12 protein-coding genes are annotated in these 14,630 nt (G+C 71.5%); 5 read left to right on the top strand and 7 right to left on the bottom strand.

Going from position 1 to position 14,630, the window contains the following annotated elements; translation table 11 throughout:
* Positions 1-40 precede the first annotated feature (40 nt).
* Complete coding sequence (locus I8E28_RS00360) at positions 41-1,036, top strand: asparaginase (RefSeq protein WP_200785875.1); 996 nt, start codon at positions 41-43, stop codon at positions 1,034-1,036.
* 6 nt (positions 1,037-1,042) lie between these two features.
* Here I8E28_RS00360 and I8E28_RS00355 read toward each other — a convergent pair whose 3' ends face one another.
* On the bottom strand, positions 1,043-2,188 hold the full coding sequence (locus I8E28_RS00355; protein WP_200785874.1) for a phospholipase A: 1,146 nt from the start codon (positions 2,186-2,188) through the stop codon (positions 1,043-1,045).
* 89 nt (positions 2,189-2,277) lie between these two features.
* Here I8E28_RS00355 and I8E28_RS00350 point away from each other — a divergent pair, with 89 nt between their 5' ends.
* Entirely contained in the window at positions 2,278-4,953 is a 2,676-nt protein-coding gene (locus I8E28_RS00350) for an excinuclease ABC subunit UvrA (RefSeq protein WP_200785873.1), read from the top strand.
* A 4-nt stretch (positions 4,954-4,957) separates the two neighbouring features.
* Here the strand turns inward: I8E28_RS00350 and I8E28_RS00345 are convergent, their stop codons facing one another.
* The 3 genes from I8E28_RS00345 to I8E28_RS00335 all read right to left on the bottom strand — a co-directional run bounded on the left by I8E28_RS00345 (position 4,958) and on the right by I8E28_RS00335 (position 7,840).
* The gene (locus I8E28_RS00345) at positions 4,958-5,659 is read right to left on the bottom strand and encodes a TerC family protein (protein ID WP_200785872.1); all 702 of its coding nucleotides are present in this window, start codon (positions 5,657-5,659) and stop codon (positions 4,958-4,960) included.
* Between the two features lie 458 nt (positions 5,660-6,117).
* Positions 6,118-6,669, bottom strand: a complete 552-nt coding sequence (locus tag I8E28_RS00340; protein ID WP_207793991.1) for a hypothetical protein — start codon at positions 6,667-6,669, stop codon at positions 6,118-6,120.
* A gap of 13 nt (positions 6,670-6,682) precedes the next feature.
* Positions 6,683-7,840 carry a zinc-dependent alcohol dehydrogenase gene (locus I8E28_RS00335; protein WP_200785871.1) on the bottom strand — a complete coding sequence of 386 codons (1,158 nt, stop codon included), beginning with the start codon at positions 7,838-7,840 and terminating at the stop codon, positions 6,683-6,685.
* Between the two features lie 131 nt (positions 7,841-7,971).
* On the opposite strand from I8E28_RS00335, the gene rocF reads away from it, so the two are divergent.
* Positions 7,972-8,883: an arginase gene (rocF, locus tag I8E28_RS00330; RefSeq protein ID WP_200785870.1), complete on the top strand. Its 912-nt coding sequence runs from the start codon at positions 7,972-7,974 to the stop codon at positions 8,881-8,883.
* Here the strand turns inward: rocF and I8E28_RS00325 are convergent.
* The 3 genes from I8E28_RS00325 to I8E28_RS00315 form a co-directional block, all read right to left on the bottom strand.
* On the bottom strand, positions 8,880-9,689 hold the full coding sequence (locus I8E28_RS00325; protein WP_200785869.1) for a class I SAM-dependent methyltransferase: 810 nt from the start codon (positions 9,687-9,689) through the stop codon (positions 8,880-8,882). The two genes, rocF and I8E28_RS00325, sit on opposite strands and share 4 nt — an antisense overlap.
* Before the next feature lie 140 nt (positions 9,690-9,829).
* Complete coding sequence (locus I8E28_RS00320; protein ID WP_338050696.1) at positions 9,830-11,500, bottom strand: RecQ family ATP-dependent DNA helicase; 1,671 nt, start codon at positions 11,498-11,500, stop codon at positions 9,830-9,832.
* Between the two features lie 41 nt (positions 11,501-11,541).
* Complete coding sequence (locus I8E28_RS00315; RefSeq protein WP_200785867.1) at positions 11,542-11,922, bottom strand: hypothetical protein; 381 nt, start codon at positions 11,920-11,922, stop codon at positions 11,542-11,544.
* A 156-nt stretch (positions 11,923-12,078) separates the two neighbouring features.
* On the opposite strand from I8E28_RS00315, the gene I8E28_RS00310 reads away from it, so the two are divergent.
* Together I8E28_RS00310 and I8E28_RS00305 are read left to right on the top strand one after the other, a co-directional pair.
* Complete coding sequence (locus I8E28_RS00310) at positions 12,079-14,085, top strand: PAS domain-containing hybrid sensor histidine kinase/response regulator (RefSeq protein WP_200785866.1); 2,007 nt, start codon at positions 12,079-12,081, stop codon at positions 14,083-14,085.
* A gap of 53 nt (positions 14,086-14,138) precedes the next feature.
* Entirely contained in the window at positions 14,139-14,540 is a 402-nt protein-coding gene (locus I8E28_RS00305) for a DUF378 domain-containing protein (RefSeq protein ID WP_200785865.1), read from the top strand.
* Positions 14,541-14,630 lie beyond the last annotated feature (90 nt).

Raw genomic sequence — 14,630 nt, 5'->3', positions numbered from 1 at the left:
AGCCCGCGACAGCGGGCGCACTCCCCACGACAATCGGCCCATGACCCCCCTCGTCGAGACCACGCGCGGCGACACGCGCGAGAACCTGCATCACGGCGCGATCGCCGTCGTCGACACCCAGGGCCGCGTGCTCGCGGCGGCGGGCGATGCGCAGTTCATGACCTTCACGCGCTCGACGCTCAAGGCGCTGCAGGCGCTGCCGTTCGTCGAAGGGGACGGCCCCACGAAGCTCGGCTTCACGCAGGAGCAGCTCGCGGTGCTGTGCGCCAGCCACAGCGGGGAGCCGATGCATGTGCGCAACGTTGACGCGATCCTGCAGCGCATCGGCCTGCCCGTGAAGGCGCTGCAGTGCGGCTGCCACGTGCCGTACTACGTCGACCAGGGCGTCGGCCCGGCGCCGGCGCACTACGACGAGCGCCACCACAACTGCAGCGGCAAGCACGCGGGCTTCCTCGCGTGGTGCGTACAGCACGGGCAGCCGACGGAGAGCTACCTGGAGATGGGGCATCCGCTGCAGGCCGCGATCCGGCGCGACGTCGCGCGCGCGAGTGGCCTGCGCGAGGGCGACCTGCGCCTGGGCATCGACGGCTGCTCGGCCCCGAACGTCGCGATGCCGCTGGCGGCGCTGGCACGCGCCTATGCGCGGCTGGCGACCGGCGAGCGCGACGCGGAATTCGGCGGCAGCTTCCGCCAGTTGCGCGACGCGATGGTCGCGCACCCGGACCTGGTGTCGGGCACCAACCGCAACGACCAGATCCTGATGCGTGCCGGCTGCGGCGACTGGGTGACCAAGGTCGGCGCCGAGGGCGTGCAGGTGATCGGCAGCGCGAGCCGCGGCGAAGCGCTGGCGATCAAGATCGCCGACGGCAACAAGCACGCGCTGTTCGCCGCGACCGTCGAAGCCCTCGACCAGCTCGGCTGGCTGGACGACCAGCAGCGCGAGGCGTTGCAGCCCTTGCGCATGGCGACCATCACCAACTGGCGCGGCACGGCGGTCGGTGCGCGGCGGCCGGTGTTCCGGCTGCAGCGCCCCTGACGCGCGTCACCAGTCGACCAGGCTCAGCCCGACGCTGAACACGGTTCGGCGGCGGTTGTAGTCCAGCAGGCTGTCGCCGAAGCCGTTGAACAGCTGCGTGTGCAGGCGCAGGCGGCCGAACTGGCCGATCTCGTCGCCGGCGCCCAGGGGCAGCATCCACTCCAGGCGCACCGAGCCGCGGCGGGTCCAGTCACGCAGCGGCGTGCGCCACGTCACGCTGACCGTCTGCCCGCCCGCGGTCGTGACGCCGGCGAGCAGTTCGGCGCGGCCCACGTAGCTGCTGATGCCCGGGTTGTCGTCGTCGGCTGCGTCCTCCGGCAAGCGCCGCCAGGCGCGCGCCTGCAGCGTCCAGCCATCCGGGTGGTCCGCGCCCACCATCACGTAGGCGCGGTTCCAGCTGCGCGAACGCGGCAGGCTCTGGCCGTTGGACTGGTGGACGAGGCCGAGCCCGCCGTAGCGGACGGTCCAGTTGCCCGGCGCACGCAGCGTGACCGGGTGGATGTAGACGATCTCCGGTTCGTGGTCGGTGTTGCGGAACGGGCGCGACAGGTCCGGCGTGAACAGCTGCCACGACGACTGCTGCGTGTAGCCGAACCACAGCGAATCGCGCAGCGGCCCCTCGCCGGTGAGCAGACCTTCGGCGACCTTCGTGCGCACCGAGAGCTGGATGCGGGTCTCGGTCTTGCGGTAGGGCTCGGCCGTGGCGACCGAGTTCAGCGGGTTCTCCGACGTCGGCTGCGTGTTGATGGAGTTCGAGTGCACGACCGAGAGCTGCATCGGCCGGTAGATGCGGATGCGGAACACGCCGCACCCGCTCGCCTTCTCGAGCTCCCAGTAGCGGGCCAGCGGGGACGCCGAGGGATCGCTGCCGCAGCGCGCCGAGGGACGGGCGAGCGCGGCCTCGGCGACTTCCAGCGCCGGCAGGTCCGGCGAAGGCGCGGGCGGCGTCGTCGCGGCGGTGGCAGGCGCAGCAGCGGGCGCAGGCGGGGCGGTGATCGCCGGCGCGGCCTGCGTGCGCGCCCACGCGTCGAAGCACGCGAGGCGGGCGGTGGGTTGCTGCTCGCGCGTGCATGCTTGCCAGGCCGTGTCGTCGGCGGCCCAGGCACCGAGCGGCAGCAGGCATAGCGCGGCAAGGACGTTCGTGGATCTCACGAGCCGATGATGCCCGAGGTCGCGCGTCCTACGCGCGGTGGCTGCGCGTTCCGACCGCGCCAGCCCGGCCGTGCCGCCAAGCTCGTCGCATGGCCCGCGAAAAGCGCCCGGCACCGACTCCGCCTGAGCCAAAGCAGGAGGCCCTCGACACGACCCGGTTCGTGCGCGTGCGTGGCGCCCGCGAGCACAACCTCAAGGACGTCGACGTCGACATCCCGCGCGACGCGCTCGTCGTGTTCTCGGGCGTGTCGGGCTCGGGCAAGTCGTCGCTCGCGTTCGGCACGCTGTACGCCGAAGCGCAGCGGCGCTACCTCGAGTCGGTGTCGCCCTATGCGCGCCGGCTGATCGACCAGGCCGGCGTGCCGGAGGTCGACAGCATCGAAGGCCTGCCGCCCGCGGTCGCCCTGCAGCAGCAACGCGGCACGCCCAGCGCGCGGTCGTCGGTCGGCAGCGTGACGACGATGTCGAGCCTGGTGCGCATGCTGTTCTCGCGCGCGGGCAGCTACCCGCCGCAGCAGCCGATGCTGTACGCGGAGGACTTCTCGCCCAACACGCCGCAGGGCGCGTGCCCGCGCTGCCACGGGCTCGGTAAGGTCATGGACGTGACCGAGCGCGCGATGGTCCCGGACGATTCGCTCAGCATCCGCGAGCGCGCGATCGCCGCCTGGCCGCCCGCGTGGCACGGCCAGAACCTGCGCGACATCCTGGTCACGCTGGGCTACGACGTCGACAAGCCGTGGCGCGAGCTGCCGAAGAAGGACCGCGACTGGATCCTGTACACCGACGAGACGCCCACGGTGCCGGTGTATGCGGGCTTCACGCCCAAGGAGACGCGCGCCGCGCTGCGGTCGAAGATGGAACCCAGCTACATGGGCACCTTCACCGGCGCGCGCAACTACGTGCTGCACACGCTGGCGACGACCCAGAGCGCGCTGATGCGCAAGCGCGTGTCGCGCTTCATCACCGGCTCCACCTGCCCGGTGTGCAACGGCAAGCGGCTCAAGCCCGAAGCCTTGTCCGTCACGTTCGCGGGCCTGGACGTCGCGGAATTCGCCGGCACGCCGCTGTCGCGGCTGCGCGAGGTGCTCGAGCCCGCGGCACGCGCCGACTGGGGCGGCGCGCCATCGGGCGGCACGCTGGATCGCGCCAGCGCCAAGGCGGCGGTAGCGAAGCGGGTTGCCCAGGGCGGCTCCGCGCATGCGGCGGCGCCCGACGTCCGGCGCACGCCCAACCTGTCGGAGGAAAAGCGCCTGACCGCGCAGCGCATCGCGCGCGACCTGCTGGCGCGCATCGCCACGCTGGAGCAGCTCGGCCTCGGCTACCTGTCGCTGGACCGTGCAACCCCGACCTTGTCACCGGGCGAACTGCAACGGCTGCGCCTGGCGACGCAACTCGGCTCGCACCTGTTCGGCGTGATCTACGTGCTCGACGAGCCGTCCGCCGGCCTGCATCCGGCCGACAGCGAGGCGCTGCTGGTCGCGCTCGAGCGCTTGCGCGACGGCGGCAACACGTTGTTCGTCGTCGAGCACGACGTGGGCGCGATGCGGCGCGCGGACTGGCTGGTCGACGTCGGCCCGGGCGCGGGCGAGCGCGGCGGCGAGGTGCTGTACAGCGGGCCGCCGGAAGGCCTGGTGCATGTGCAGTCGTCGCAGACGCGTCCCTACCTGTTCGGCGAGGTGCCGGCGCCGGCGCGGCCGCAACGCACGCCGCGCGGCTGGTTGCGGCTGGCGGGCATCCACCGCAACAACCTGCACGGCCTGGACGCGGCGTTCCCGCTTGGCGTCCTCACCGTCGTCACCGGCGTGTCGGGTTCGGGCAAGTCGAGCCTCGTGTCGCAGGCGCTGCGCGACCTGGTGCTGGCGCACCTTGGTGGCGAAGCCGACGGCGACGAGGAACCCGCGAACGAAGCCGATTTGCTCGCGGCCGACCAGGCGGAGCCGGTGCGGGGCCGCATCGCGGAAGGGGCGGACCGCATCGCCCGGCTGGTGCAGGTGGACCAGAAGCCGATCGGCCGCACGCCGCGTTCGAACCTCGCGACGTACACGGGCCTGTTCGACGACGTGCGCAAGCTGTTCGCGGCGACGCCGCTGGCGAAGCGGCGCAAGTACGACGCCGGCCGCTTCTCGTTCAACCTGCCCAAGGGGCGCTGCCCCACCTGCGAGGGCGAGGGCTTCGTGTCGGTCGAGATGCTGTTCATGCCCAGCGTGTTCGCGCCGTGCCCGCAATGCCATGGCGCCCGCTACAACACGGACACGCTGGAGGTGACCTGGCAGGACCGCACCATCGCGGAGGTGCTCGGCATGACGGTGGACGAGGCGCTGGCGTTCTTCGAGGGCCAGGCGTCGATCGCGCGTTCACTCTCGGTGCTGCAGTCGCTGGGCCTGGGCTACCTGCGCCTGGGCCAGCCCGCCACCGAGCTGTCCGGCGGCGAAGCGCAGCGCATCAAGCTGGCGACCGAACTGCAGCGGCCCGGGCGCAGCGCGACGCTGTACCTGCTGGACGAACCGACGACGGGCCTGCACCCGGCCGACGTCGACAAGCTGCTGGTGCAACTGCACGCATTGGCCGACGCGGGCCACACCGTGGTGCTGGTGGAGCACGAGATGCGCGTGGCCGCGCAAGCCGACTGGGTGATCGACGTCGGCCCCGGCGCGGGCGAAGAGGGCGGCCGCATCGTGGTCGAAGGGCCGCCCGCGAAGGTGGCCCAGGCCCGTGCGAGCCGCACCGCGCCTTACCTGGCGCGTGCGCTGGACGACGCGAGCTGAGGCGTCAGGACGACGCCCGCTCGCGCTGCACGCGGCGGGCGGCCAGCCAGCCGGCGCCGAGCACGCCGGCGATGGCCAGGGCGTACGTCGCGTAGCGCGCCGCGGTGTGCACCCAGGTGTCGGGATCGAACACCGGGTCGAGCAGCGGTTCGCCGGTGATCATCTTGGCCGCTGTGAAGGCCAGCACGGCGGCGCCCAGCTGGATGATGATCGGGAAGCGGTCCACCAGCTTGAGCACGATCGAGCTGCCGAAGACGACGATCGGCACGCTGACCAGCAGGCCGATGACCACCAGGTCGATCGCGCCGTGCGCGGCGCCGGCCACGCCCAGCACGTTGTCGACGCCCATCAGCGCGTCGGCGACGACGATGGTCTTCATCGCGCCCCAGAAGGTCGATGCGACGGGGGCGCCGTGCTCGTCCTCTTCGCTGGCGGGCACCAGCAGCTTGTAGGCGATCCACAGCAGGCCGATGCCGCCGGCCAGCATCAGGCCGGGAATCTTCAGCAGCCAGACCACGCCGATGGTCATCAGCGAACGCACGGCGATGGCGCCGAACGTCCCCCAGAGGATGGCCCGGCGGCGCAGGCCGGCGGGCAGGTTGCGGGCGGCAAGCGCGATGACGATCGCGTTGTCGCCCGCGAGGACGAGGTCGATGAGGACGATGGCCAGCAGGGCGGACCACCAGGCGGTCGAGAACAGTTCCATGGACACTCCGTAGAAGACTTCCGGGGTGGCCAGGCAGCAGGGGGACGAAGGCAGGCGTCAGGCGCGGCACTTCGACCCGGCCTGCTGCGCAGGCCGCGATCGAAGGTCTTGCTCGGCTGGTGGGACCGGGCCCGGCGCACCGGAAGCGGCGAGCGCTTCGTATTGACGATGGACCGATCGGCGCCGCGCCCGGCCGCGAGGCCGGTGGGCACCGGGGAGCTACTCCCCTTCGTGGACGCAATTAAACCACGGGCGGGCGTGTTGGCGTGTCGGCCGGCGCTGTCATCGGCCAGTGGCGGGTCGCTTCGCTCGCCTTCAACTCAACGCAGAGTGCACAGAAAGGGGACAGAAGCACGGAAAAAAACATGCATCGGTTTCTTCTGCGCCTTCTGGACCCTTTCTGCGACCTCTGCGTTGAACGTGCGCGAGCGCCAGCGAGGCGCCGGCGCCGCCCCCGCTCAGTAGCGACGGTCGCGCTGCTTCAGCGCCCACACCGCCACGCCGACCAGCGCGCCCAGGATCATGGCCTTGCGCACCAAGCCGACGCGGTTGTGGCGCCACTCGCTGGCCAGGCCCATCTCCTTCCAGAGGTTGGGCACGTGGCCGTGCGCCAGGTCCTCGAGGATGCCTTCGCCGACGTCCACGCGGTCGGCCAGCAGCAGGATCATCCAGTGCCGCATGTCGTTCTCGCTGTAGCGGAACGCGGCGCGCCGGATCATTCCCGACAGGCCCCTGGGCGGCGAGGTCGTGCCGTACACGGGCGTGAGCCCGGGTCGCTCCACCGAGTGCAGCACCTCGACCCCGCGGTTCGGCTGCTCCGGCGGCCGCTCGGGGTGCCAGTGCTCCAGCCGCGGGGGCGTGCGCTCCATCGGCACCGCGGGCCGGTTCGCGGGATCGAGGTCCGCGCCCCAGCCGGGCACGCGCTCGCGCGCGGGCGCCGCCTGGCTGCGGCGGAAGTGCGGGTCCTTGTCGTCGACGACGACGGTGTCCCCATGCTGGTGTCCATCCATGGTCGCCTCCTTGTCAATGCACCACCGCGCGCGGCGGGACCAGCACGGGCTTGATGCAGTCGTCCAGCTTGCTGGAGAACAGGTGGTAGGCCTCGCCGACTTCCTCCAGCGGGATGCGGTGCGTGATGATCTCGCTGGGCTTCACGCGGCCGGCCTGGACGTGCTCGATCAGGCGCGGCAGGTGGCGCTTGACGCTGGCCTGGTTCATCCGCAGCGTCAGGCCCTTGTTCAGCGCGTTGCCGATCGGCACGTAGTTGAACGTCGGGCCGTACACGCCGACGATCGACACCGTGCCGCCCTTGCGCACCGAATTGATGGCCCAGAACAGCGCGGTCGCGGCGCCGGCCTGCATGAAGGTGTAGTAGCCGGTCAGCCGCTGCAGCGCGTTGCCCGCCGCTTCGGCGCCCACCGCGTCGATGCAGACGTCCGCGCCCAGCCAGTCGGTCATGCGCTTGATGTGCACGGCCATGTCGTTGACCTCGAGGAAGTTCACCGTCTCGCAGTGCGCGAAGCGGCGCGCGAAGTCGAGGCGGTACTCCAGGTGGTCGATCACGATCACGCGGCCCGCGCCCATGAGCCAGGCCGACTTGGCGGCGAACAGGCCCACCGGTCCGGCGCCGAACACGACGACGGTGTCGCCTTCCTCGATGTCGCCCATCTCCGCGGCCTGGTAGCCGGTGGGGAACACGTCGGTCAGCAGCACGGCGTCGTCCAGGTCCATGTTGGCCGGGATCACCGTCGGCCCGACGTCGGCCATCGGCACCCGCACGAACTCGGCCTGGCCGCCGTCGTAGCCGCCGGTCGTGTGCGAGTAGCCGTAGATGCCGCCGACGGCCGTCGCCTCGGGGTTCACGTTGTGGCAGTTGCTGTACAGCTCCTTCTGGCAGAAGAAGCAGGAGCCGCAGAAGATGTTGAACGGCACCAGCACGTGGTCGCCCTTCTTCAGGTGCTGCACCCCCGGCCCGACCTCCTCGACGATCCCGGTGAACTCGTGGCCGAACGTGGTGCCCACGCGCGTGTCGGGCACCAGGCCGTGGTAGAGGTGGAGGTCCGAGCCGCAGATGCAGGCACGCGTCACGCGCACGATCGCGTCGTTCGGGTGCTCGATCTCGGGTTCGGCCTTGTGGCTGGCCCGCACGCGGTACGGACCCCTGTAGTTCATCGCCAGCATGGTGTGGTTCGCTCCTTGGTGTGATTCGCATCCAGGGGCAAACGGCGTGCCGCACGGCCGGGCAGTCCCCGCCTTCGCGGGGATGACGAGGAGGCGCGTTGCCGCACCTGGTTCCCTCACAATACGGCGCGATGAGCCAAACCGTCAGCCTGATCGGCGCTCCCACCGACGTGGGCGCCAGCGTGCGGGGCGCCGGCATGGGCCCCGACGCCTTGCGCGTCGCCGGCCTCGCGCAGGCCCTGCATGCCCAACGCTTCGACGTCGTCGATCGCGGCAACCTCGCCGGTCCCCCGAACCCGTGGCAGGCACCCGCCGACGGCGTGCGCCACCTCGACGAAGTCGTCGCCTGGAACTGGGCGGTGTACGGCGCGGTGGAACAGGCGCTCGCGCAGGGCCAGTTCCCGTTGCTGATGGGAGGCGACCATTGCCTGGCCATCGGCTCGATCAGCGCGGTGGCGCGCCATTGCCGCGCCGCCGGCAAGCAGCTGCGCGTGATCTGGCTGGACGCGCACAGCGACGTCAACACCGCGACGAGCAGCCCGACCGGCAACCTGCACGGCATGCCCGTGTCGTGCCTGCTGGGCCACGGGCCCAAGCCGCTGGTGGGCTGGAGCGGCGAGCCGGCGGCGATCACGCCGGAGCAGGTCGACTTCATCGGCATCCGCAGCGTCGACGCCGACGAGAAGCAGGCGATCCGCGACCTGGGCCTGTCGGTCTACGACATGCGCCACATCGACGAGCACGGCATGCGCCACACGATGACCGAGGTGCTGCAGGACGTGGACGAGAACACCCACCTGCACGTGAGCTTCGACCTCGACTGCCTGGACCCGATGGAAGCGCCCGGCGTCGGCACCGGCGTGCGCGGCGGGCCGACCTACCGCGAGATGCAGCTGTGCATGGAGATGATCGCGGACACCGGCCGGCTGGCGTCGCTGGACGTCGTCGAGATCAACCCCGCGCTCGACGTGCGCAACCGCACCGCCGAACTGGCGGTGGAGTTCATCCAGAGCCTGTTCGGGGCGTCGACGCTGGCGCGCTAGACCTGCACCGTCACGCGCAGGAACGTCGCCGGGATCTCGGTGCGCGTCGCGTCACCGCGGTTCTGCGCCTGGAACAGCGCGAGCAGTTCCTGGTGCAGCTGGGCTTCCTTGCCTTGCTGCCGCGCGGCTTCGTAGGCGTTCATCGTCGGGCCGTACCAGTCGCGGAACAGCTCGAGGAACTTGTCCGCGCCGGCCTGCATGCGGAAGGTGAAGGTGTCGCGCTCGCAGCGGATCCGGTCGGCGGCGATGCCGGCCTTGCCGAAGCGTTCCACGACGTTGGCTTCCACGCCCCACAGCATCGGGCTGATGAAGCCGGCCGGCGGCGGGGGTGCGTAGGCGCTGCTGGTCTTGAGGATCTGCGCCACCAGCGTCGGGTCGCCGGGGATCCAGTTGCCCATCACGATGCGGCCGCCCTTCTTCGTCACGCGCACCATCTCGCGGGCGACGTCGTCCGGCTTGGGCGCGAACATCGCGCCGAAGATGCTCACGACCAGGTCGAAGCTGCCGTTCTCGATCGGCGACAGGTCGCAGGCGTCGCCTTCGACGAAGCGCACGTTCTGCAGGCCGGCCTCGGTGGCGCGGCGGTTGCCGGCTTCCACGAGGTTGCGGGCGATGTCCACGCCCAGCACGTCCGCGCCACGGCGCGCTTCCGGCAGCGCGGTCGTGCCGTCGCCGCAGCCGAGGTCCAGCACCTTCATGCCGCGCGTGACGCCGATCGCCTCGACCAGCCGGTCGCCGCTCTCGCGCATGGTGGCGGCGAGCTTGGTGAAATCGCCTTTTTCCCAGAGAGCCTTGTTCGGGTTCATCGTGCTTCCTTTCGCATCGGTTGGTGAACCCGCACTGTGGCGGCCGGGGCGTTCCACGGGCGTTGCACAGCGCGGCGGGAGGCCGATGAGGCGCCGCCGCCGCGCCAGCGTCAAGATGTGGTTTCGTCCAGAACGGCAGCTCAGGCGGCCGCAACCCGCGCCGTACGGGCCTTGCGCACGAACTCGGGCTGGAAGGTGCGCAGGCTGCCGTCGGCGAACGCCACGGTCACCTCGGCCGCAGTGGCCTCGCGCACCTCGCCGCGCCCGTAGCGCTTGACCTGCACGACGTCGCCGCGCGCGAACGCCGGCCTCGCTTCGTCGTCGGGCTCGTGCGCTTCTTCCTGCTCGATCGCGGCGGCCTTGCGCGCGAGCGCCTCCTCCTGGCGCGCGATGCGGATGCAGTTGTCGCAGTGCCGGCAGCGCTCGAACGGCGCGGCGCCTTCCAGGTGGTCGAGCAGCACGCGCCAGCGGCACTGGCCGGTCTGCGCGTAGAACACCATGCGCTCCAGCGTCTCGCGGTCGGCGTCGCGCTTGTCGCGGTAGGTGGCCATCAGCTTGCGCAGTGCGTCCTCGGCCAGCCCGCCTTGCAGCAGGCGCACCGTGCCGTCGGCGTCGACGCCGACGATCTTCTGCCGCCGCAGCAGGCCGAGCGCCACCTGCACCTTGCTGCGCGGCCGGTTTAGCCGCGCCTGCAACGCGCCGACGGTCCACCCGCCTTCCGCGGGCGGCGCCTGCAGCGCGTCGTACAGCGCCACCGCGTCGTCGTCGGTCGGGTAGCGGCCGACCAGGAAGAACTGCTGCACGGCCTTGTCCGCGCGCAGGTACAGCAGGGTGCACAGCGAGGCCTTGCCGTCGCGGCCCGCGCGCCCCGCTTCCTGGTAGTACGACTCCAGGCCCGCGGGCAGCTGGTAGTGCAGCACGAAGCGGATGTCGGGCTTGTCGATGCCCAGGCCGAACGCGTTGGTCGCGACCATCACGCGGCACTGGCCGTCCATGAAGCTGTCCTGCGCCGCCTTGCGCGCGGCCGCCGGCAACTTGCCGTGGTACAGCCCCACCGATTCGCCCTTGGCCTGCAATGCCTCGTGCACGGCGACCGCGGCTTTCACCGTCGCCGTGTAGACGAGGCCCGAGCCCTGTGCCTGCTGCACGAACGCGACGGCGCGTTCGAGCTTGTCGTCCTCGCGCGCGACCTGTTCCACCTTCAGCGCGAGGTTCGGCCGGTACGAACCGGTGTGCACGATGTCCTCGCGCCCGATCCGCAGTTGCTGCGCGACGTCGCGCGCCACGTCGTCCGTCGCCGTCGCCGTGAGGGCCAGCACCGTGGGCTTGCCCAGCGCGGGCAGCGCCGGGCCGACATCGAGGAACGCGGGGCGGAAGTCATGGCCCCACTGGGAGATGCAATGCGCTTCGTCGACGACCAGCAGGCTGGTCGGATGCGCGGCCAGGTCCTGCACGAAGCCGGGCTCGGCCAGCTTCTCCGGCGTGGTGAGCACGATGCGCGCCGAGCCGTCCATGGCGGCCGCGTGCGCCGCGCGCGCCTCGTCGCTGTCGATCGCGCTGTTCAACTGCACGGCGGCGATGCCCAGCTCGCGCAGCGACTCCACCTGGTCCTTCATCAGCGCGATCAGCGGCGATACGACCAGCGTGCGGCCGGGAAGCAGCAGCGCGGGCAACTGGTAGCAGAGCGATTTGCCCGCACCCGTGGGCATGATCGCCAGCGTGTTGTGGCCGGCGAGCACGCGCTCGATCACCGTGCGCTGGCCGGGGCGCAGCTGGCGGATGTGGAAGGTGTCCCGCAGGACCTGTTGCACGCGCGCGAGCGTGCCGGCCGTCGCGGCCCGCCGCGCGGGCATCAGCGGTTGGCGCCGTCGCTCTCGTCGGCGTCGGCGTCGCTGTCGGCGTCGAGGTCGGTCATCTCCTGGCCGTCCGGATCGGCCTCGGGGAAGCCTTTGCCGGAGCCGGGGCCGTCGTCGACGGCTTCGCCGAGTTCCTCGCCGTCGGCGTCCATGCGCACGACGCGATCGGGTGCGATGTCGGCGCCTTCGACAGCGTCGGGCCCGTAGACCGCGCCGCGTTCGCCGGTGCCGACACCGTCGCTGTCGGCGTGGAGTTCGGTCGTGCCCAGCGCGTCGCTGCCGCTGTCGGAGTTGTCGCTGGGACCCAGCAGGTCGCTGCTGCGGCCGCTGGGCTGGGCGGGCGCGCGGTCCCCGCCGAGGATGCTGCTGTAGGCCATGGTGGGTGCCTCCTGTGGTCGACGCCAGTGTCCGCGCGGCCCGGCCGTTGTCGCGTCGGCCCGCTCTCGCGGCTGGTGTCGGACAGCGCGCTGTCCTCGGTCCCCGGCCGGTGGCCGGCTTGCGCATAATCCCACGCACTTCCCGGGACCTTCTGCATGCAATCCGCGCGCCCCGGCGGCGTCGACCCCATTTCTTCCACCATCTCGCAGCCACCCGCGGCTGGCAGCTGGGGTGCCTGGCACCTGGCCGTGCTGGAGCGGCTGGCGCCGCCATCGCTGTTGCTCGATGGCCAGCACCACGTCGTGCACCTGTCGCCGCAGGCGGGCCGCTTCCTGCAGCCCGGCGGCGGCGAGCCGAGCCAGGACGTGCTCGTGCTGGCCCATCCCGCGCTGCGCGAGCCCTTGCGCGAAGCCCTTGCACGCGCCGGCGCCAACGGGCAACACGCCACCACCGAGCCGGTCACGATCGGCAGCGAACTGGTGCGTGCGCGCGTGCAGCCGGCGCCCGAAGTCGGTCCCGGCGCCTGCCTCATCGTGTTCGAGGCCTCGCATGTGACACCGCCCGCGCGGCCGGAGCGCCTGCGGTCCATGGTCGACGACGTGCGCGACTACGGCATCGTGGCGCTCGACGCCCAGAAGCACATCACGAGCTGGAACCGCGGCGCCGAGCTGCTGCTCGGCCATCCCGAATCCGCGGTGGCCGGCGAGTCCGTGGACCTGCTGTTCACCGACGACGACCGCGCCGCCGGCCTGCCCGCGCAGATGGCGCAGATGGCGCAGGCGAACGGGCAGGCGATGGACGAACGCCTGCTGCGGCGCGAAGACGGTTCGCAGCTGTATGCCAGCTGCCTGTGGCTGCCGCTGCGCGACGCGCAGTCGCGCACGCTGGGCTACGTGCTCGTGCTTCGTGACCTCACCACCGAGCGCCAGTCCAGCGAGGCGCTGCAGCGCAGCCAGGCCGAGCTGGTCGACGCGCTCGCGGATTCGCAGCGCGCGCGCCAGCAGCTGGAAGCGGCCGAGGCCGCGAAGGACCGCTTCCTGGCCGTCCTGTCGCACGAATTGCGCAACCCGCTCGCGTCGATCGCGAGCGCGTCCGAACTGCTGCTGATGCCCAAGCTGCCGCCGGCGGCGCTGGAGAAGGCGGCGCAGGTCGTGCAGCGCCAGGCGCGCGCGATGAAGGTGCTGCTGGACGAGCTGCTCGACGTCTCGCGGCTGACGCTCGGTCGCCTGACGCTCACGCGCAAGCCGGTGTCCATCGGCGACGTGGTGCAGTCGGCGCTCGACACCACGCGGCCGCTCGTGGCGGCGGCGGGGCACGACCTCGTGGTGCGCCTGCCCCGCCAGACCGTCGAGGTCGACGGCGACCCGGTGCGGCTCGCGCAGGTCGTCTCCAACCTCGTGAGCAACGCCGCCAAGTACACGCCCGAGGGCGGCCGCATCGCGATCGCCGCCGAGGTGTTCCACGACGAGGTCGTGGTGTCTGTGGAGGACAACGGCATCGGCATGGACCCGGCCGAGATCGAGCGCATGTTCGACGTGTTCTCGCAGGGCGCGCAGCCGGCCGGGCAGCGCTCCAACGGCGGCCTGGGCATCGGGCTCGCGCTGGCGCGCAACATCGTGGAACTGCATGGCGGCTGGATCATGGCCAGCTCGGCGGGGCCGGGCCAGGGCAGCCAGCTGCGCGTGGGCCTGCCTTTGCTGCGCGTCGTGCAGGACGAGGAGTTGCCGGTCGTCTCGGTGCCGCCCGTGGCGCAGCCGCTGCCCGCCGAGCCGGCGGAGGGCGAGTTGATCCTCGTGGCCGACGACAGTGGCGATGCGGCCTGGGGCCTCGCAAAGCTGCTGGAGCTGTCGGGGTTCCGCGCGGTGCTCGCGCGCAGCGGCGAGGAAGCGCTGCGCGTGGCCGAGCAGGAGCGGCCGTCGATCGCGTTGCTGGACATCGGCATGCCCGACCTCAGCGGCCACGAGGTGGCGCGGCGCCTGCGCACCACGCCGTGGGGCCGCGACATGGTGCTGATCGCCGCCACCGGCTGGGGCCGCGACGCGGACGTGCAGCAATCGCTGCAGGCCGGCTTCGACGCCCACCTGACCAAGCCGCTCAACGTCGGGCGCGTCCGCGGGCTGGTCGAGGAATTGTCGGCACGCCACCGCCGCAAGTCGTCGTAGGCACGCCCATTGCCGGGCATGGGGGGTCCGCAACCCCAAGCAGGAGAGCCCGAATGGCTGACCACGACGACCGCCGCGACGTGTACCGCGACCCGGTGCGGCCGGCGACCACCGACGACCCGTACCGCGAGACCACCACGACGCGTGATCCGTACCGCGACACGACGACGACCACGACGACCGCGTACCGCGAAACCGCGGCCTACGACAACCGCGAGCCCGCGCGCCACCACCACGTGGGCGTCGGCAGCAAGAACCTGCTGGACTGGCTGGCGATCATCCTGCTGATCGTGGGTGGCCTGAACTGGGGCCTGGTGGGCCTGTTCGGCTTCGACCTGGTCGCCGCGATCTTCGGATCCGGCACCACGATCGCCCGCGCGATCTACATCGCCGTCGGCGTCGCGGCGATCTGGGGCTTCGCGCTGATGCGCCTGGGGCCGGCGCACCGGCATTGAAGGCGGATTTCCGAACGCAGCGGCCGCAGAGCAAGCGCAGAGGACGCGGAAGACAATTCCTTGGGATGAAATCCTTCTGCGGTCTCTGCG

The sequence above is a fragment of the Ramlibacter algicola genome, from assembly GCF_016641735.1.
Taxonomy (GTDB): Bacteria; Pseudomonadota; Gammaproteobacteria; order Burkholderiales; family Burkholderiaceae_C; genus Ramlibacter; species Ramlibacter algicola.
The sequence above is the reverse complement of the archived record's forward strand: the minus strand, read 5'-3'. Positions and strand labels throughout refer to the sequence as shown.

Excerpts from the sequence above, each read along its gene's own strand:
- I8E28_RS00360 (WP_200785875.1), top strand. The coding sequence starts at position 41 with ATGACCCCCCTCGTCGAGACCACGCGCGGCGACACGCGCGAGAACCTG.
- I8E28_RS00350 (WP_200785873.1), top strand. The coding sequence starts at position 2,278 with ATGGCCCGCGAAAAGCGCCCGGCACCGACTCCGCCTGAGCCAAAGCAG.
- I8E28_RS00345 (WP_200785872.1), bottom strand. The coding sequence starts at position 5,659 with ATGGAACTGTTCTCGACCGCCTGGTGGTCCGCCCTGCTGGCCATCGTC.
- I8E28_RS00340 (WP_207793991.1), bottom strand. The coding sequence starts at position 6,669 with ATGGATGGACACCAGCATGGGGACACCGTCGTCGTCGACGACAAGGAC.
- I8E28_RS00335 (WP_200785871.1), bottom strand. The coding sequence starts at position 7,840 with ATGCTGGCGATGAACTACAGGGGTCCGTACCGCGTGCGGGCCAGCCAC.
- rocF (WP_200785870.1), top strand. The coding sequence starts at position 7,972 with ATGAGCCAAACCGTCAGCCTGATCGGCGCTCCCACCGACGTGGGCGCC.
- I8E28_RS00325 (WP_200785869.1), bottom strand. The coding sequence starts at position 9,689 with ATGAACCCGAACAAGGCTCTCTGGGAAAAAGGCGATTTCACCAAGCTC.
- I8E28_RS00315 (WP_200785867.1), bottom strand. The coding sequence starts at position 11,922 with ATGGCCTACAGCAGCATCCTCGGCGGGGACCGCGCGCCCGCCCAGCCC.
- I8E28_RS00310 (WP_200785866.1), top strand. The coding sequence starts at position 12,079 with ATGCAATCCGCGCGCCCCGGCGGCGTCGACCCCATTTCTTCCACCATC.
- I8E28_RS00305 (WP_200785865.1), top strand. The coding sequence starts at position 14,139 with ATGGCTGACCACGACGACCGCCGCGACGTGTACCGCGACCCGGTGCGG.